Source organism: Pseudomonas sp. PDM05 (assembly GCF_014851685.1).
Classification (GTDB): Bacteria; Pseudomonadota; Gammaproteobacteria; order Pseudomonadales; family Pseudomonadaceae; genus Aquipseudomonas.
Map to the genome: position 1 here is coordinate 233,399 of NZ_JACVAC010000009.1, position 18,496 is coordinate 251,894.

General features: G+C 59.0%; 14 protein-coding genes. 9 read left to right on the forward strand and 5 right to left on the reverse strand.

The features are described 5' to 3' along the window. Positions 1-28: 28 nt before the first annotated feature. Positions 29-1,879: a sigma-54-dependent Fis family transcriptional regulator gene (locus tag IB241_RS19005; protein WP_192299758.1), complete on the forward strand. Its 1,851-nt coding sequence runs from the start codon at positions 29-31 to the stop codon at positions 1,877-1,879. A 392-nt stretch (positions 1,880-2,271) separates the two neighbouring features. Here the strand turns inward: IB241_RS19005 and IB241_RS27685 are convergent, their stop codons facing one another. The 3 genes from IB241_RS27685 to IB241_RS19010 form a co-directional block, all read right to left on the reverse strand. Continuing rightward, positions 2,272-2,397: a hypothetical protein gene (locus IB241_RS27685; RefSeq protein WP_263864826.1), complete on the reverse strand. Its 126-nt coding sequence runs from the start codon at positions 2,395-2,397 to the stop codon at positions 2,272-2,274. A 164-nt stretch (positions 2,398-2,561) separates the two neighbouring features. Beyond that, positions 2,562-2,687, reverse strand: a complete 126-nt coding sequence (locus tag IB241_RS27690) for a hypothetical protein (RefSeq protein ID WP_263864826.1) — start codon at positions 2,685-2,687, stop codon at positions 2,562-2,564. A 164-nt stretch (positions 2,688-2,851) separates the two neighbouring features. Beyond that, positions 2,852-3,631, reverse strand: a complete 780-nt coding sequence (locus tag IB241_RS19010) for an acetoin reductase (RefSeq protein ID WP_192299759.1) — start codon at positions 3,629-3,631, stop codon at positions 2,852-2,854. A 193-nt stretch (positions 3,632-3,824) separates the two neighbouring features. Between IB241_RS19010 and IB241_RS19015 the strand changes: the two genes are divergently transcribed. Beyond that, positions 3,825-5,975: a TonB-dependent siderophore receptor gene (locus IB241_RS19015; RefSeq protein WP_192299760.1), complete on the forward strand. Its 2,151-nt coding sequence runs from the start codon at positions 3,825-3,827 to the stop codon at positions 5,973-5,975. 18 nt (positions 5,976-5,993) lie between these two features. On the opposite strand, the gene IB241_RS19020 is transcribed toward IB241_RS19015, so the two are convergent. Further along, complete coding sequence (locus IB241_RS19020) at positions 5,994-7,439, reverse strand: mechanosensitive ion channel family protein (protein WP_192299761.1); 1,446 nt, start codon at positions 7,437-7,439, stop codon at positions 5,994-5,996. A 283-nt stretch (positions 7,440-7,722) separates the two neighbouring features. Between IB241_RS19020 and IB241_RS19025 the strand changes: the two genes are divergently transcribed. From IB241_RS19025 to solA, 4 genes are read left to right on the forward strand one after another with little or no spacing between them, the layout of a single operon-like run. Then, positions 7,723-8,640: a pyrroline-5-carboxylate reductase family protein gene (locus IB241_RS19025; protein ID WP_192299762.1), complete on the forward strand. Its 918-nt coding sequence runs from the start codon at positions 7,723-7,725 to the stop codon at positions 8,638-8,640. Between the two features lie 2 nt (positions 8,641-8,642). Next, on the forward strand, positions 8,643-9,506 hold the full coding sequence (locus IB241_RS19030; RefSeq protein ID WP_192299763.1) for a methyltransferase: 864 nt from the start codon (positions 8,643-8,645) through the stop codon (positions 9,504-9,506). After that, positions 9,503-10,414, forward strand: coding sequence for an EamA family transporter (locus IB241_RS19035; protein ID WP_192299764.1), 912 nt, complete (start codon positions 9,503-9,505; stop codon positions 10,412-10,414). The genes IB241_RS19030 and IB241_RS19035 overlap by 4 nt, the downstream gene beginning before the upstream one ends. Positions 10,415-10,419: 5 nt before the next feature. Next, positions 10,420-11,568: an N-methyl-L-tryptophan oxidase gene (gene solA, locus IB241_RS19040; RefSeq protein WP_225595605.1), complete on the forward strand. Its 1,149-nt coding sequence runs from the start codon at positions 10,420-10,422 to the stop codon at positions 11,566-11,568. Between the two features lie 75 nt (positions 11,569-11,643). Here the strand turns inward: solA and IB241_RS19045 are convergent, their stop codons facing one another. After that, on the reverse strand, positions 11,644-12,504 hold the full coding sequence (locus IB241_RS19045; RefSeq protein WP_192299766.1) for a pirin family protein: 861 nt from the start codon (positions 12,502-12,504) through the stop codon (positions 11,644-11,646). A 194-nt stretch (positions 12,505-12,698) separates the two neighbouring features. On the opposite strand from IB241_RS19045, the gene IB241_RS19050 reads away from it, so the two are divergent. The 3 genes from IB241_RS19050 to IB241_RS19060 all read left to right on the forward strand — a co-directional run. Then, on the forward strand, positions 12,699-13,805 hold the full coding sequence (locus tag IB241_RS19050; protein ID WP_192299767.1) for an efflux RND transporter periplasmic adaptor subunit: 1,107 nt from the start codon (positions 12,699-12,701) through the stop codon (positions 13,803-13,805). A 2-nt stretch (positions 13,806-13,807) separates the two neighbouring features. Then, on the forward strand, positions 13,808-16,891 hold the full coding sequence (locus IB241_RS19055; RefSeq protein ID WP_192299768.1) for an efflux RND transporter permease subunit: 3,084 nt from the start codon (positions 13,808-13,810) through the stop codon (positions 16,889-16,891). Between the two features lie 98 nt (positions 16,892-16,989). Next, positions 16,990-18,496 (forward strand): DUF6531 domain-containing protein (locus IB241_RS19060; protein ID WP_225595596.1); only part of this gene is annotated, 1,507 nt, incomplete at its 3' end.

An 18,496-nucleotide genomic window follows, 5' to 3' on the forward strand; every position in this document is an offset into this window, starting at 1 on the left:
ACAACAAAGATCGAGAACCGGAGGCCTTATGCTCGCCGCGAACTCCAGGGAACACGTCGACTGCGTCAGTCGCGTGGTCCGCAATGCCGACCGCCTGCCCCAGGCGCCGGTGCCGTCGCTGATCTTCGATTCGTGGCGGCGCTCCATGGAACAACATCACCTCGACCCCGGTTCCTTGCAGGGGCCACGCATCCTCAGTGAACCCTTGCTCAAGGAATGCCGCGAGCGCGCCGAACTGTTCATGCGCATCGCCGCTGAAGCCGTCGGCCAACTGCACCACCGTGTGCGCCAGGCCGATTATTGCGTGATGCTCACCGACGCCCAGGGCCAGACCATCGACCACCGCGTGGACACTTCGATCCGCACTGACTGCCGCAAGGCCGGCCTGTATCTGGGCACCTGCTGGTCGGAAGCCGAAGAAGGCACCTGCGGCGTGGCCACGGTGCTGACCAGCAAGGCGGCGGTGACGGTACACAAGCGCGATCACTTCCGCGCGGCCTTCATCGGCCTGACTTGCTCCGCCGCGCCAATCTTCGACCCCCAGGGCAACCTGCTCGGGGTCATGGACGCCTCGGCGCTGAAATCCCCCGATGACCGGCGCAGCCAGCACCTGGTGCGGCAGTTGGTGGCGCAAAGTGCCGAGGCCATCGAAAACGCCTTCTTCATGCACAGCGCCCGCGAGCATTGGGTGCTGCAAGCCCACAGCACGCCGGGGTATGTGGACAGCCAGCCCGACCTGTTGCTGGCCTGGGACCGCGACGGGCGCCTGCACGCCTTGAACAGCAAGGCGCGCCAGGCGTTGCGGCGACGCTTTGGCCAAGTGCCGGAACATATCGGCGAGGTGTTTGACCTGGATGCATTGCGCGCCGTCAGCGAGCAATCAACCCAACAACTGCAGCTGCTGGGGGAACGGGGCGCGCTGCACGTTCGCATCAACGCGCCGCGGCGCAAACCGACCCGGGCAGCGGTTGCCCCGCAGGTGGATGCGCGCGTGGAAGAACACCTGCGCCTGGCCGTACGGGTCAAGGACCGCAACCTGCCGGTGCTGGTGCAAGGCGAAACCGGCGCCGGCAAAGAGGTGTTCGCCCGCCAGTTGCATGAACGCAGCGCCCGGCGTCACGGGCCGTTCGTGGCGGTGAACTGCGCGGCGATTCCCGAGAACCTGATTGAAAGCGAGCTGTTCGGCTACGTCGCCGGGGCCTTCACCGGCGCATCCAGCAAGGGCATGCCGGGGCTGTTGGTGCAGGCCGACGGCGGCACCTTGTTCCTCGATGAAATCGGCGACATGCCCCTGGCGCTGCAAACGCGCCTGCTGCGGGTGATGGCCGAAGGCGAAGTGGCCCCACTGGGCGCGGCGAAAACCCGCGCGGTGGACATTCAGGTGATCTGCGCCAGCCACCGCGACCTGGCGGGGTTGGTGAGTGAGGGGCGCTTTCGTGAAGACCTGTACTTTCGCCTCGGCTGCGCGCGTTTCTGCCTGCCGCCCTTGCGTGAGCGTACCGACAAGCTGGCGTTGATCAATCGGTTGCTGGAGCAGCAAGCACACCCTGTGGGTATCGCCAGCACCGCGCTGGAGTTGCTGCTGGGCTACGCCTGGCCGGGCAATGTGCGGCAACTGCGGCACGTGTTGGCGTATGCCTGCGCGGTGTGTGACGGCGACACGCTGCAAGTGACGGACCTGCCAGTGGAAGTGCGTGGGGAACAGGCGGCGGTGGGGGTTGAAGAAAGCGTCAGCCCGCAGCGCCAGCTGGTGCTCGATGCGTTGATCCGCCATCGCTGGAAGCCGCTGCCGACGGCGCAAGCGCTGGGGATCTCCAGGGCAACCCTGTATCGCCGAGTCAACCAGCTGGGTATCGACATGCCCAACAAAACCACCTGACACAACGGGATCAAAATGTGGGAGCTGGCTTGCCTGCGATAGCGGTGTATCAGTGCCAAATGGGCGAGCTGACCCACCGCTTTCGCAGGCAAGCCAGCTCCCACATTAGACCTAGCCCACCTAGAGGTTCAGCGGCGCCTGGCCGGTCATGTAATCCGCGTCCGGCCCCGCCAGGCAGATTTCCAGGGCAACCCCGTATCGCCACGTCAACCGACTGGGTATCGACATGCCCAACAAAACCACCTGACACAACGGGATCAAAATGTGGGAGCTGGCTTGCCTGCGAAAGCGGTGTATCAGTGCCAAATGGGCAAGCTGACCCACCGCTATCGCAGGCAAGCCAGCTCCCACATTAGACCGAGCCCACCTTGAGACCGAGCCCAGCTAGAGGCTTAGCGGTAGACCAGACCGCCGTCGATCAGCGGCGCCTGGCCGGTCATGTAATCCGCATCCGGCCCCGCCAGGCAGATTTCCAGAGCAACCCCGTATCGCCACGTCAACCGACTGGGTATCGACATGCCCAACAAAACCACCTGACACAACGGGATCAAAATGTGGGAGCTGGCTTGCCTGCGAAAGCGGTGTATCAGTGCCAAATGGGCGAGCTGACCCACCGCTATCGCAGGCAAGCCAGCTCCCACATTAGACCGAGCCCACCTTGAGACCGAGCCCAGCTAGAGGCTTAGCGGTAGACCAGGCCGCCGTCGATCAGCGGCGCCTGGCCGGTCATGTAATCCGCGTCCGGCCCCGCCAGGCAGATTTCCAGGGCAACCCCGTATCGCCACGTCAACCGACTGGGTATCGACATGCCCAACAAAACCACCTGACACAATGGGATCAAAAAGTGGGAGCTGGCTTGCCTGCGATAGCGGTGTATCAGTGCCAAATGGGCAAGCTGACCCACCGCTTTCGCAGGCAAGCCAGCTCCCACATTAGACCGAGCCCACCTTGAGACCGAGCCCAGCTAGAGGCTTAGCGGTAGACCAGGCCGCCGTCGATCAGCGGCGCCTGGCCGGTCATGTAATCCGCGTCCGGCCCAGCCAGGTAGGAGACCAACCCCGCGACATCCTCTGGCGTTTGCGCCCGGCCCAATGCAATGCCATCCACATACTTCTTGTACGTCGCCCCGACTTCGGCGCCAGTGATCTGCGCCATGCGCTTGTCGATCTCCACCCACATGTCCGTGCCCACTACGCCGGGGCAATACGCATTCACGGTAATCCCCGCGCTCGCCAGTTCCTTGGCCGCCGCCTGGGTCAGCGCACGCACCGCGAACTTGGTCGCCGAGTACACGCCCAGCAGCGCGAACCCTTCATGGCCTGCGATGGAACAGGCATTGATGATCTTGCCCTTTTGCTTGAGTGCCTTGAATTTCTTGCCGGCGGCCTGGATGCCCCACAGCACGCCCTGCACGTTGATGCCCAAGGTGCGCTCGACCTGCTCCGGGCTGACCTCCAGCAGCGAATCAATCTGCGCCACCCCAGCGTTGTTGACGATGATGTCAAAGCCTCCCAGGGTCTGGTGCGCGTGTTCCACCGCGGCCACCACTTGCTCAAGCTTGGACACGTCGGCGACGAATACCGACGCCTTGCGGCCCAGGCCCACGACTTCAGCGGCAACGGCTTCGAGCTTGGCGCCGTTGATGTCCACCAGGGCGATGTCGGCCCCGTCCTGTGCCAGGCGCAGGGCAATGGCCCGGCCGATGCCCTGCCCGGCGCCGGTGACCAGCGCAACTTTTCCAGCGATACCCATGACAATCTCCTGCAACAGTGAGAGAAGCCTTGTCTATCGCAGCTGTGCACGCCCGCTGTCGAGGTGCAGCTGGATCGGCGTGAGGGCTGAGACGGGTTGTCTCAAGCCGCGAATCATTCTCGAAGCCTTGTAAAAGTGTGCACTTATGCCTAGCTTATGCGCCCCCCGCCCCGCGCTTTAAGGCCCTGCCCCCATGGTTTTGCGTTTTCGTCCCGTCGTCACTTCACGTTTCGCCCTCGGCCTGCTGCTCAGCGGCGGCATCGGCAGCAGCCTCGCGGCCGAGCTGGAACTGCCGGCGGTGAACGTTCTGGGCCAGGATGAAACCGGCTATCGCAGTGAAACCGCGTCGGTCAGCGGCTTCAGCGAAGCCGCTCTGCTCGATACGCCGGCGTCGATCGCGGTGATCAACGCGCAGTTGATCAAGGACCAGCAAGCACGCCTGCTCAGTGAGGTGTTGCGCAACGACGCGTCGGTGGGCGACAGCTACGCCCCCATCGGCTACTACGAAAACTTTGTGGTGCGCGGCTTCTCGCTGAACGCAGCGAGCAGCTACAAGATCAACGGGCGCACCATCACCGGCGAGCAGAACGTTGCCCTGGAAAACAAGCAGCAGGTCGAGGTGCTCAAGGGCCTGGCCGGTTTGCAGAGCGGCATTTCCGAGCCCAGCGGCGTGATCAACTACGTGACCAAGCGCCCGGAAGATGTGCGTTCGGTGACGGTGTCCACCGATGATCGCGGCAGCGGCTACATCGCCACCGACGTCGGCGGCTGGTTTGGCAGCGACAAGCAATTCGGCCTGCGTGCCAACGTCGCCCATGAAGACCTGCATTCCTATGTGGAACACGCCAATGGCCAGCGCGATTTCCTGTCCCTGGCCTTCGACTGGAACATCAGCCCCGACGCCGTGCTGCAACTGGATGCCGAATACCAGAACAAGCAACAGCGCTCGGTGCCGGGCTACCAGTTGCTCGGTGGCACTCAAGTGCCGAACGACGCCTCGCCGAAAAAGCTGCTGGGGCACCAGAGTGGCTCGAAGCCGGTGGGGATCGATTCGCTGAACCTCAACGGCAAGTTCGAGTACCGCTTCAGTGATCAGTGGAAAGGCAACGTCAGCGCGGCGCGCAGCAAGGTGGTGATTGACGATTACAGCTCGTTTGCCTACGGCTGCTTCTACGTGACCGATTGCGGCACCGCAACCTTCGGCCCCACCGGCGACTACGACGTCTACGACTACCGCAGCCCCGACGACACCCGTCGTGACGACGAAGTGCAGGCGGCCATGACCGGGCTGTTCGACACCGGCAGCCTGGGCCATGAACTGACCTTCGGCACCAGCGCCTTTCGCCGGGTGATCGACAAGCGCAAGTCAGTGAACGAATACATCGGCAGCTCCAACATCAATGTGGATGCCCCGACCTTCACCCCCACCGACGTACAGCTGAACGACAAGCACCGACGCCTCGACAGCCGCCAGTACGGCCTGTTCGTCACCGACCGCATTCGCCTGAACGAGCAATGGCAAACCATCCTCGGAGGCCGCGAAGTGCGCCTGGATGAAAAGGCGTTTGATGAGTTCGGCAACCAGCAACGCCACACCCAGACATACGAATTCCTGCCCCAGGCATCGTTGATCTACAAACCAGTGGAAAACCTGTCGTTGTACACCAGCTATAGCAAGGGCCTGTCCCTGGGCGGTGAAGCGCCTTGGACCACCACCAACGACGGCGAAACCCTGGCCCCCACCACCTCACGCCAGCTCGAAGCCGGGGTGAAATACGACTGGCGCCGCATCAGCTTCGCCGCCGCCGTGTTCCAGACCCGCCAGGCCTACCAGTACGCCAAGCCGGACGGCACCGGCGCGTTCAACTACGTGCAACAAGGCGAGCAGAAAAATACCGGGCTGGAACTGTCGGCCAATGGCTGGGCCACCGAACGCCTGCAGATTTCCAGCAGCGTGGCGGCGATACGTGCACGGGTCACCGGCAGCGGCACCGCGCAATACGAAGGCCACCAGGCAATCAATGTGCCCAAACTGCGCGCCAGCCTGTACGCCGACTACGCGCTGCCGTGGGTCAACGGCCTGGCGGTGCTTGGCGGTGTGCAATACAGCGCGAAGAAGGCCGCCAACCGTGACGGCAGCGTGGAAGTCGGGGATTACGCAGTGGTCAATGTAGGCAGCCGCTACACCACCAAGGTGGACGGCTATGAGACGGTGCTGCGCCTGAGCGTCGACAACCTGTTCGACAAGCGCTACTGGCGCGACGCAGGCGAATACCTGGGCGATGACTACCTGTTCCAGGGCGCGCCATTGACCGCGCGCCTGAGTGCCACGGTGAACTTCTGATCGAACGCGAGCGCGGGCCTAGAGCCCGCGCTTTTTCAGCCACTGCAAGAAGCCCTTCTTCACCGGCACCACGGGCGTTTCCTGGGTCAGGGCCTGCGCCGCGTGCAGGCGGAAATCCAACAGCGCTTTCATCGCCTCGCTGATGTCATGGCGCGCATCCAGGCACGGCTTGAGGTATTCCTTCTCGATGCGGTACAGGGTGCAGAAGGTCTTCGCCGAAAAGTCCGCCAGCGCCGCCTGATCCGACAGGATTCCCGCCTCGCCAATCGCCTCGCCCGGCCCCATGCGCCCGGCTTCGAACTTGTGCCCCCCCTTGGTCAACATCACCGAGACCACGCCGGACTCGATGATGAACAGATGATCACTGACCTCTCCTGCCGCCAGAATCATTTCGCCGGTGCGATAGGTGTGCAGAGTCATGTTCTGGCTGAAGGTGTCTTTTTCTTCCTGGCGCAGGGTCGAGAAAATCGACGAACGCTCCAACAGCGCCCGCGCCGCCGATGCAGTGGCTGGCGTGCTGCTTTCGGTGGCGGACAACAGGCTCACACCCGCCGATTGCAGGTGACGGAAAGCCAGGTCGTAAAGCTGGTTGCGTACCTCGCGCTTGAGGCTCATGGCCGGCACAAAGCCGCTGATTTCATACTCCACGCCCGCGCTGCCGCTGGTTTTGAACGCCACGCTGGGCGCCGGATTCGCCAGCAACGGCCGGCAGCCTTGCATCGCCCGCTCCAGGGCCTCGATCACCGTTTGCGGACGTGCATGGGGGCTGACTTGCAGGCTGACCGCCAGGCCGAACATATCCGCCGGGCGCGAAAAGTTGATGATCTTGGCCTTGGCCGCCAGGGAATTGGGGATCACCGCCAGGCTGCCCTGGGAGGTTTGCAGCCGCGTGGCACGCCAGTCGATGTCGGTGACACGGCCCTCGGTGCCGTCGATGGAGATCCAGTCATCCAGCTGGTAAGGCTTGGTGGTATTGAGCACGATCCCGGAAAACACGTCGCTCAAAGTACTTTGCAGCGCCAGGCCGACAATGATCGCCACTGCACCCGAGGTGGCCAGCACGCCCTTGACCGGCAGGTCGAGCACGTAGGCCAGGGCGGCGATGATCGCGATCAGGAAAATCACCGCACCGAGCAAATCCTGCAACAACCGCCCGGTGTGACCGACCCGCTGCATCATCAACGCGCCGAGCAACACCGTCAGCGTACGCGCCGCAAACAGCCACCAGCCGATCTGCAAGGCCGTCGCGGCCATGTGCAGTGCGGTGTTGTCGGCGTAGGGCGCAACCAGCATGGGGTTCATGCCATCGTTGAACAGCACGGCGCTGAACACCGCAAAAATCACCAGCCGCGCGGCGAGCTTCCAGTTGGCGAGGTCGGCGGAGATAAGACGCCAGACGGCGATGTCGATAAAGATCAGCCCCAGGGCACAGAGCATGGGGTGATCGGAGATAAATGAGGGCATCCAGGCGACTCCAGGGCGAATGGCGAGAAGATCGCATGAAATCGAGATGTGGGGTATAGCGCGGGGAAAAATGTGGGGCTAGGGTGCGACGTACCGACTTAGCCGTCCGATCATTGGACACTCAAGGCTGCAAGCACATGAGCGACTTATAAAAGGTCTCAGATTAGATATAGGAGCGATCTTTCGGAAAGTTCTGAAATTTGCTTCACTCTCGCAAACCTACCCAAACCATTCAGCAAATAGTTATAGCCGTATCCGTTGCCAAAAATTAATTACACCAGAAATGGACTACACATCTTTAGGAAGCTCAAGGTTTGATGCCAGTCAAACTTTGGATGAATTTGAAAACATACAGGAGAGCAATACCCATCAGACAAACAGAGAACTCATGATGACCAAGACAACAATTGAGGTCACAATTATAGGCGCGGGCCATATGGGAAGCGCCATTGCACTTGGTTTGAAACGTTCAAGCCTTGACATATCGATAACGACTATTGACCCTGATGCTGCACGCAGGGATGAAATGACTAAAATGGGTGTCAATACAGTAGAAGACCTGCCAAAACTTCTAAAGTCAGATTGTATAATCCTCGCAATTGCGCCTCAATCGTTCAAAGCGCTTTCAAAAAAAATATCGAAGCTTGAGAAAATTGACGGTGCAATAATATCAGTCATGGCCGGCATATCCACGCCCGAGCTCGCGGCCCAGCTCAATACAGTACAAGTCTGCAGAGCCATTCCGAACCTCGCATGCGCCATCAACCAAGGCTTGACCGCACTGACGTTCGCCCCTGAAGCAACAGAGAAAACCATCCGGCTGGCCGAGGTGATTTTTTCAAGCCTAGGGAAAGTCATGATGATAAAGGACGAAGCACTCATTGACTCCGCGACGGCTTTGATTGGCGGAGGCCCTGCATATATTTCCTATTTTGCGGCGGCCCTTATTGAGTATGCTGTTTTTGCCGGATTCAATAAAGAACAAGGTACTTCCATGGCAATTCAGTCACTGCGGGGAACTACATCTCTTCTTGAAGCCAATCAATCACCACCAATGACACTTTGTGAAAAAGTCACAACACCTGAAGGAACAACAATACAGGCGATAAATTTCTTTAACCATCAGAAACTTCGAGAAATTATTGTCTGCGGGTTAAAACAGGCTAGAGAGCGCTCAACAGCACTAGGCCGAGGAGACTGAAAATGCAAGGATTGATTGATCACGGACTAGCGAGCTACCACCTAACCCACGAACCCCCGAGCACATTGAAAAGCACATATAAATTATACTTCGGCCTAGGTCAAAGTTTGATACTGACTGATACCCCCGACGTTTTCAAAGTAAGTTTGGCAGGTGTCAGACTGGGCCATTACCTGGTGCAGTCATTGAGCTCTGGAGCACTCAATAGCAGTTTTTTGGATATGGGTACGGGGAGCGGTGTTCATGCGTTATTGGTACGCCAACTTGGCAATAAAGACATCACGGCCAGCGACATTTCCGCGAGATCAATTGAACAGGCAAAAATCAACGAACATTTAAACTTCAAGGACAGTAAAATATCTTTTTTTGCAAGCGACCTTTTCGCCAACCTCCCTGAAAGACAATACCAAACGATCGTATTCAACCCCCCCGGCTGGCGAACGCCCTCCCGCTCACTCGTTCAACGGTTGGAAACAAAAAATCAGACCGCACAATTGCCGATCCACGCGATGTTCTACGGTGACGCGGTCATCATGCGTTTCCTTGAAGATCTCCCGAGACATCTAGAGCCTACGGGAACAGCGATCGTCGGTCTCAACTCGCTGATGGGGATCCGTGATGTATTAGAACGATACAACCGCAGACATAACAACAACCCGCCGCTACTGCACAAACTTGTTGAGCGCCACACACTCCCACTTAACCACTACTCGAATCAGTGGCAAACACTAAGTGAACACTTGAAAAAAGAATTCGAAAACTGGGAAAGGCAAAACAAGGCCGCGTATTCCATTGACAACAACGGAAATATCTTTTGGTCATATGAAATCATTCAATTTACTCATAACCCGAAACACCCATCATGAACTCGCCACAAGAAAACATTAATCGTCAAGTACTACCGATCACTCTATCGGTGCTCGCAAACCTCATCCTAGGATCATCATCACTTTACTGGCGAGCGCTTGGCGACGTAACCCCCACAACTTTAGTCGCTTACAGAATAATACTCTCCGCATTTATCCTCAGTATTTGTATTTTAGTTTTTCGCCCCCCTCACCCGCTAAAGATCTTGAGGCCAAGAACAGTTCTTCGACATTTCTTTGCGTCACTCTTCATTGCCGCAAACTGGGCCACATTTATCTGGTCATCTATCAATGGATATATTCTGGAAACGGGGCTTGGCTATTTACTGGCTCCTTTCATTTCAATCGCACTAGGCATCGTAATTTATCAAGAGCCGATCAGCACACAAAAAACAGCATCCCTCCTGACCACACTTGGCTGCATCGCACTGTTTATTTCACTAACAGAAAATACAAACCACTCGACCTACCTATTGATAGCCATAACATGGGGACTTTATACATACACAAAAAAATCCACCCCACTAACCGCTGCAAATGGATTATTTATTGAAACCGTGCTTTTAACACTCTGCTTACCGCCAGCTTTTTTACTTTTCAATCTTACTATTCCATACCCCCACGAACTCCCCCCACAGTCATCAAATATAATCTGGCTGGCTGGCGCTGTTTCCACAGTTCCCCTATTCATGTTTTCTTACGCCACTGGAAAAATACCACTTTCACTCACTGGCGCTCTGCAACTCACACTACCACTTACACTCATAACGATATCACTCACTTCCGAAAAACAAAACATGCCGACAACCTCCCTGATTACTCTAATCACGACAATAATTATTCTCGGGGCACTTATCACATACGACACAATAGCCTCCCGACAACCAAAAAAGAGGAGCCGCACGTGAAACACATGCTTGATTTAATCGTTGTGGGACTTGGAATAATGGGCGCAGCCACTCTGTGGAGAGCCGCGCCAAAATGCACTAGCGTTCTAGGCATTGACGCTTCTGGCCCCACACATCGTTACGGTTCCTCACAAGGGGGGTCAAGAATCTTCCGACGCGCTTACTGGGAGGGCGAAAAATACCTCCCGCTACTTAATCATGCCAACTTGCTTTGGCACGAACTAGAAAAGCAGATAGGGCACCAAATTCTATTTGATACAGGAGGAGTTTTCATTGGCCCGACCTCTAGCAGCGTCGTGGCCGGAAGTATAAAAACTGCAATTCAAGGAAATATTGAGCACGAGATTTGGACATCATCAACAGCTAGGGCGCGCTTACCTGCATTTGCTTTTCGGAATAACATCCGCGTGGTATACGAACCGGGTGCGTATGCGATTTCAGCTAGCGACGCTAGACTGGGGATGTTGAACGAAGCCGTAAGACAGGGCGCGATGATTGAATTTGGTGACAGCGTCGTAAAAATCGAAAATCATGATGCCGGCATACGAGTAACAACAAAAAACGGACGCACACATCATGCAAAATCGATAATTTTAACTACGGGACCATGGATCAACAACAACTTTCTGCCGGAGCTCAACAATCGCATTGAACCACGTCGAATTCCGGTTTATTGGTTCAAGCCAAACATGGGCTTTGAGAAGCTATTCTCTAAAGAACACTTCCCTGTCTTCCTCTATGAACGTAACGACGGAGCTATTCTCTACGGTGTCCCTTCTATCATCAGTAATGAGCCCGGTGTAAAAATCGGCTTTCACAATCGACAACAAGACCCAGCCATTCCTGACTGGAAGAATGTTCCAGTCCAGCAGCAGTATATAGCCGAGATCTCCGATGTTGTTAAAACCCTATTCCCGAAACTTGAGCATTTGCCAGCACAAGCAAAGAACTGCTTCTATACAATGAGCCAGGATGAGTCTTTTCTGATCGGAAACTCTAAAACACTGACGGCAACTTATTTCGCGTCTGCCTGCTCAGGACATGGATATAAATTCGCACCATCAATCGGTGATGCGTTGGCCAACATGGCTGTCGGCCAACAACCCTGTCTTTCTCTATCAGAGTTCTCATCCGATCGTTTCAACATCGCATAACTTTTGAACGCTGATTAAGGGGCTGCCCTTTTAGCATGGACTTGCCCACAACAGCTATGCGATAGGTTATCAGCCCTACATCCGCCCAAACCGACCCGAGTGGAAATCCTCAAACGCCTGATGAATTTCCTGCTCAGTATTCATCACAAACGGGCCATGCCCCACGATCGGTTCGTCAATCGGTTCTCCACTGAGCAGTAACACCTTGGCATCGTCATTGGCCTCCAGGCTGATTTGGCGGCCATCGCGCTCAAACAATACCAACTGCCCCTGGCGTGCGACGTTTTCGCCGTTGACCAGCACCGTACCGCGCAGGATCACCAGCGCGCTGTTACGCCCGACGTGCAGGTCCAGGGTCACTGGTTTACCTGCATTGAGGCGCAAGTCCCACACATCAATCGGCGTAAAGGTCCGCGCCGGGCCTTTGGCCCCGGCGAATTCCCCGGCGATCAAGCGCAGTTGCCCGGCGTCATCCGCCAATGGCAGTAGCGGAATATCCATGTCGACGATGGTCTGGTAACCCGCGTCGGCCATTTTGTCCTTGGCGGGCAAGTTGACCCACAGTTGCACCATCTCCAGCGCGCCGCCTTTACGGGCGAAGGCTTCGGAGTGGAATTCTTCGTGGATGATGCCTTTGGCGGCCGTCATCCATTGCACATCGCCCGGGCCGATGATGCCGCCAGCGCCGGTGGAGTCGCGGTGTTCGACTTCGCCGTCGTAGACGATGGTCACGGTTTCGAAGCCGCGATGGGGGTGTTGGCCTACGCCGCGACGCTCAGTGGTCGGGGTGAAATCCACCGGGCCAGCGTGGTCCAGTAACAGGAATGGGCTGATGTGTTTGCCCAGGTTGTCGTAGGAAAACAGCGTGCGCACCGGAAAACCGTCGCCGACCCAATGGCCGCGTGGACTGGTGTAGATGCCGATGAGTTTTTTCATGGTGTTCCTCCAAAGTGGATACACCTTAAATCCGGTAGCAATTGAGCGCTAGACGGCAAAAACAACCTTTACTGTCCTACTGACAGAACGATAACCCCACTCTCACAGAGGACTGGACCAATTAATATTTCGAGCATAATATTTGTCGAAATATTACGGCCGTAATTTACAGCGATAATCCCCCGGAGCCCGCCATGAACTCTCCTCCCCTGCGCCCTCTCACCGCCCTGGCCCTGCTGATCGTGCTCAGCGGCTGCAACAGCCAGGCCGACACTGCCGCCCAAGTTCCCCAGCCCCGTCCGGTGCTCGCGGCCCAAGTCGAAGCCGCCAGCACTCAGCAAAGCGCCTACACCGGCGTGGTCGCCGCGCGGACGGAAAGCGACCTGGGCTTCCGGGTCAGCGGCAAGGTCATCGAGCGCAAAGTCGATCCCGGCCAACACGTGTCCCGTGGCGACACCCTGCTGGTGCTGGACATCGGCGACTTCGAACTGGCCCTGCGCTCGGCCAGGAACCGCGTCAACGCCGCCCAGGCCCAACTGCGCCAACGCCGTGACGATGCCAACCGCTACCAGCGCCTGGCCACCACTGGCGCGGTGTCGCGGCAGATCTTCGACCAAGCGGCGACCAACCTGCGCGTCGCCGAAGCCGAGTTGGCGTCGGCCCAATCCGACGCCAGCCAGATCGAGAACCGCCGCACCTACTCCGTGCTCAAGGCCGATGGCGACGGCATCCTCACCGACGTGCGGGTCGACCGCGGCCAAGTGGTCGCCGAAGGTCAGATCGTCGCACGCCTGGCCCATGACGGCGCCCGTGAAGCCATCGTCAACCTGCCGGAAAACAGGCGTGACCAAGCCTCCCAGCGCGCCCTGGCGTTCCCCTTCGGCGCGCCGGACCAGGCGGTCACCGCCACCCTGCGCGAGCTGTCCGCGAGTGCCGACCCGGCCACCCGCACCTACCGCGCCCGCTACGTGCTGCATGGCACCGTCGATCGTTTCGCCCTCGGCTCGACGATCACTCTGCGCCTGCAAGGCAACGACCAGGCCGTGCAAACCCGCGTGCCCATCGGCGCCTTGCACGACGCCGGGCAAGGCACCGGCGTGTGGCTGATCGGCGCGGACGACAGCGTCAGCTTCGCCCCGGTCAACGTTGTCAGTCTCGGCCAGGAAGACGCCCTGCTCGACAGTGGCGTGGCCCCCGGCCAACTCATCGTCGCCCTCGGCGCCCACCTGCTGCACAGCGGTGATGCGGTGCGCCTGCTACCCGCCCAGGCACTGGCCCTCAACCGCAAAAGGGACCACTGAGCATGCGCGGCATCAACCTCTCCGAACTGGCGGTCAAACACCGGGCCGTCACGCTGTTCCTGATCCTGGCGATTCTGGCCGCGGGGATCTTCTCGTTCGGCAAACTGGGTCGCGCCGAAGACCCATCGTTTACCGTCAAGGTCATGACCATCACCGCCGCCTGGCCGGGCGCCACTGCCGCGGAAATGCAGGAACAAGTCGCCGACCGCCTGGAAAAACGCCTGCAGGAACTCGACTACTACGACCGCGTCGAGACCATCGCCCAGCCGGGCTTTGTGTCAATGCGCATGACCTTCAAAGAGTCCACCCGCCCCGGCGAGATCCAGGACCTCTTCTACCAAACCCGCAAAAAGCTCAGCGACGAAGCCGCGAAGCTGCCCAAGGGCGTGATCGGCCCGTTGTTCAACGACGAATATTCCGACGTGTACTTCGCCTTGTACGCACTGGAAGCCGAACACCTGCCTCACCGGCAACAGGTGCAAATGGCTGAAGAACTGCGCCAGGGTTTGCTCAATCTGCCGGGGGTGAAGAAGGTCAATATTCTCGGCGAACAAGCGCAGCGGGTATTTGTCGAGTTTTCCTACGAGCGCCTGGCAACCCTGGGCATCAAACCGGATCAGATTTTTACCGCACTGGCCGCGCAAAACGCCGTGGCGCCGTCGGGGTTTGTCGAGACCGCCGGTGCGCGGGCCTACATCCGTATCGACGGCGCCTTCGACAGCCTGGCGCTGATCGAAAACGTGCCGCTGGAAGTCAACGGCCGCGTGCTGCGCATCGCCGATGTGGCCACCGTCAGCCGCGGCTACGAAGACCCGCCCAGCTACCGCATCCGCCACCAGGGCGACCCAGCGCTGATGCTCGGCGTGATCATGGAAAAACACTGGAACGGCCTGGAACTGGACAAGAGCCTCAAGGCCCAGGAAGCCAGAATCCAGGCAGACCTGCCCTTGGGCGTCAACTTCGCGAAAGTCTCCGACCAGGCAAAAAACATCAGCCTGGCGGTCAACGAATTCATGCTGAAATTCTTCGTCGCCCTGGCCGTGGTGATGCTGATCAGCCTGCTGGCGCTGGGCTTTCGCGTGGGTCTGGTGGTGGCCGCCGCGGTGCCGCTGACCCTGTCGGTGGTGTTTGTGATCATGCTGCTCACCGGCCGCGAATTTGATCGCATCACCCTTGGCGCGCTGATCATTTCCCTGGGCCTGCTGGTGGACGACGCGATCATCGCCATCGAAATGATGGTGGTGAAACTCGAAGAGGGCTTCGACCGGATCCACGCCGCAACCTTTGCCTGGAGCTCCACCGCCGCGCCGATGTTGACCGGTACATTGGTGACGATCATCGGCTTTCTGCCCGTGGGTTTTGCCCGCTCCGGCGCCGGGGAATACGCCGGCAACATCTTCTGGATCGTCGGTTTTGCATTGATTTCATCCTGGCTGGTGGCGGTGGTGTTCACCCCCTATCTGGGCGTGAAACTGCTGCCGAACATCACACCGGTACCCGGCGGGCACGACGCCATTTATGCCGGACGTTATTACCAGCGGCTGCGCGATTTGGTCGAGCGCTGCGTACGACATCGCTGGCTGGTCACTGGTTTGGTGGTGACGGCCTTTGTGTTGTGCGGGCTGGGCATGGGCGCGGTGAAAAAACAGTTCTTCCCCAACTCCGACCGCTCCGAACTGATCCTGGAGGTGTACATGCCGCCCGGCAGCGCATTCAAAAGCACCGAAGCGGTGGCCGCGCAGCTGGAAAAAGCCCTGTTGCAAGAACCGCAAACCCGCTTGGTCGACACCTACGTGGGCGGCGGTGCGCCAAGGTTCTTTCTGTCACTGAACCCGGAATTGCCTGACGCGGCATTTGCCAAGTTGATCGTACAGACGGCGGATTCCCACGCGCGCGATGCTTTGAAGCTACGCATGCGCGAGCGAATTGCGGCGGGCGAATTCCCTTCCGCCCGCGTTCGCGTGACGCAATTGCTGTTTGGCCCGCCGGTGCCGTTCCCGGTGGTGTTTCGTGTTTCCGGTCCCAACGTGGAGGTACTGCGCAGCGTGTCCGAAGACGTGCGCAAAGTCGTCGCGACCAACAAACTGACTAAAGACGCCTTCCTCGATTGGGGCGAGCGCAGCAGTGGCTACCGCCTGGTGCTCGATCAAGACCGTCTGCGCCTGCTGGGTTTCACCCCCAACGAGGTCAAGTCCCAGCTCAACGCCCTGCTCAGCGGCAACCCGATCACCGAAGTGCGCGAAGGCAACCGCACCGTGTCCGTGGTTGCCCGCGCCCAAGGCAGCCAGCGCGAAAACCTTGGCAACCTCAGCAACATGACGCTCACCAACAGCGCCGGCACCGCCGTGCCGCTGGCCCAGGTCGGGCATTTCCAGGCGGTGATGGAAGAGCCGATCCTCAAACGCCGCAACCGCATCACCACTGTCGAAGTTCGCGCCGACATCATTGACGGCGTACAACCGCCCGACGTGGAAATGGCCGTTTACAAAGACCTGCAACCGTTGATCGCCCAATTGCCTGCTGGTTACCACATCGACATCGGTGGCCCGGTGGAAGAAAGCGCCAAGGCCAACGTCGCCCTGGCCGCACTCTTCCCGATCATGATCCTGCTGACCCTCACCGTGATCATGTTCCAGGTGCGCTCGTTCGGCGTGATGTTCATGGTCTTCGCCACCGCACCGCTGGGCTTGATTGGCGCGGTGCCGACCTTGTTGCTGTTCAACCAGCCGTTCGGGTTCAACGCGATTCTGGGGCTGATCGGGATTGGCGGGATCTTGATGCGTAACACGTTGATCTTCACCGACCAGATTCGCCAGAACCAGCAACACGGTATGGCGATCCGCGAGGCGATTGTCGAAGCCACGGTGCGCCGTGCACGGCCGGTGATCCTCACCGCGCTGGCGGCGGCATTGGCGTTTATCCCGCTGACGTTGTCGGTGTTCTGGTCGTCCCTGGCCTACGTGCTGATCGGCGGGGTGCTGGTGGGTACCCTGTTGACGCTGTTGTTCCTGCCAGCGCTGTGCAGCCTGGTGCTGGGGCGACAGAAGACGCCAGTTGTCGAAACGTCCCACGCTAGCGCCGGATAAGCTCTACTCCCCCGCCCTGAAATCCTCTGCAAAGTCCCTCGCCTGATTTCACAGTGCGAGGGATTGCAGATGGAGTTTCATGTTGTAAGGGCCGTTTCATGAACCCGGCCATTGGCAGGCTGGCCCTGACCCCAATGGATGCGAAGACGGTCGATGTCGAGGCCGTCCTACACGATTTTCGCAAATGCCTGAACACCTTTGACGACTGGGCTGAAAGCTTCTGGAGCTTTTCGGCGCTGGAGGTCGAGCAGGTGTTCAAGGTCGGTGATGAAGTGGCGCTGGTTGCGCCGGCCAACCGCTCCATCATTCCCAGCAGCACCCTCGCCACATGCCAGGCCAACGGCACGTTGACCCTGGTGCACCTGTTCCAGAGCACACGGTTCGTGCCCATCGGCAATACGCCGGTGATGCTGCAACGCGTTGATCCCAATGGCGGCCCACTGGGCGAGCCGATTCACAAGACCATCGGCCCCAGCGGCATCCTCGAAATCACCGAGTGTGAGCGCAACCAGCAGTATCGGCTCAGTTTCTATCCCAATATTTCCAAGGATCATCTCAAGGCGCTGTATGCGTCCTACCAGGACGTGATCCACGACCTGGAAGCGCGCCTGCGCGAAGCGTGGACCAACACATTCGAAGCCCAGTGGAAGAACTACACGGATGCCAGCCCGCTTGCACGCCGCCGGCTGGAAGAAACGGCGTTTCTGACTGGCATGGGCAAGGCGCTTTACAACCTATGGGACAACATCCCACAGCTGTATGAGCTATTGGCCGACCTCAAGCCCAACAGCGAAAAACTGCTGCAATACCTCTCCCAAACTGAACTCGACGACCTGCTGGCACTGGGCCAAGACCGCATTGCCAAGGGTTTGCTGGTGCTCAGCGATGAACCACTGCTGTTCATCTACCTGTCGGCGATGGTCAGTTGGATGCGCCTGCTGCCGCCGCAAGAGATGAGCGAACTGATGGGCGAAATCACCAGCGAGGTGCTCATCGCCCTGCTGCTGATCCGGGTCGCCGGTGTGATGGGCGTTGTGGTGCGCCTGGGTGTTCAGGTACTCGGGCATGTCAAGTCTGGCCGGGCGCGCCAGTGGCTGGAGTTTTTGGCCAAGCAATTGGCAGGATCGAAGCTGGATACGCATGTCGAGGCAGCCAAGCCGGTGTTGCTGGGCAGTCCTGCGACGCCGATTTCGGGGGTGCCGAGTGCGCAGTTGAAGGCCGGGACCGAGCTGGTTTCCAACCCGGTGACGGCGGTGCGGAGCAAGTCCAGGCAGCACACGACGTTGGTGCGACAGGAACCTGTCGATGATGTGCCCGCTGCGGGCAAGAACCCCAACGGCGATGCCGCTGCGGCTGCGGATAAAACCGCGACCCATGGCTGCCCGGTGTCGATGGTCACCGGCGAAGAGTTGCTGACCCTCACCGACGGCGTGCTGGACGGGGTGTTGTCGTTCGAGTGGACGCGGCTGTATCGCACAAGTGCCGTGGAAATGGACTGCGGGCTGGGGTTTGGCTGGAGTCATGCGCTGGCCCACCGGCTGGTGGTTTCCGGTGATTCGGTGGTGTGGACCGATCATGAAAACCGCTCGACGCTGTTGCCCTTGC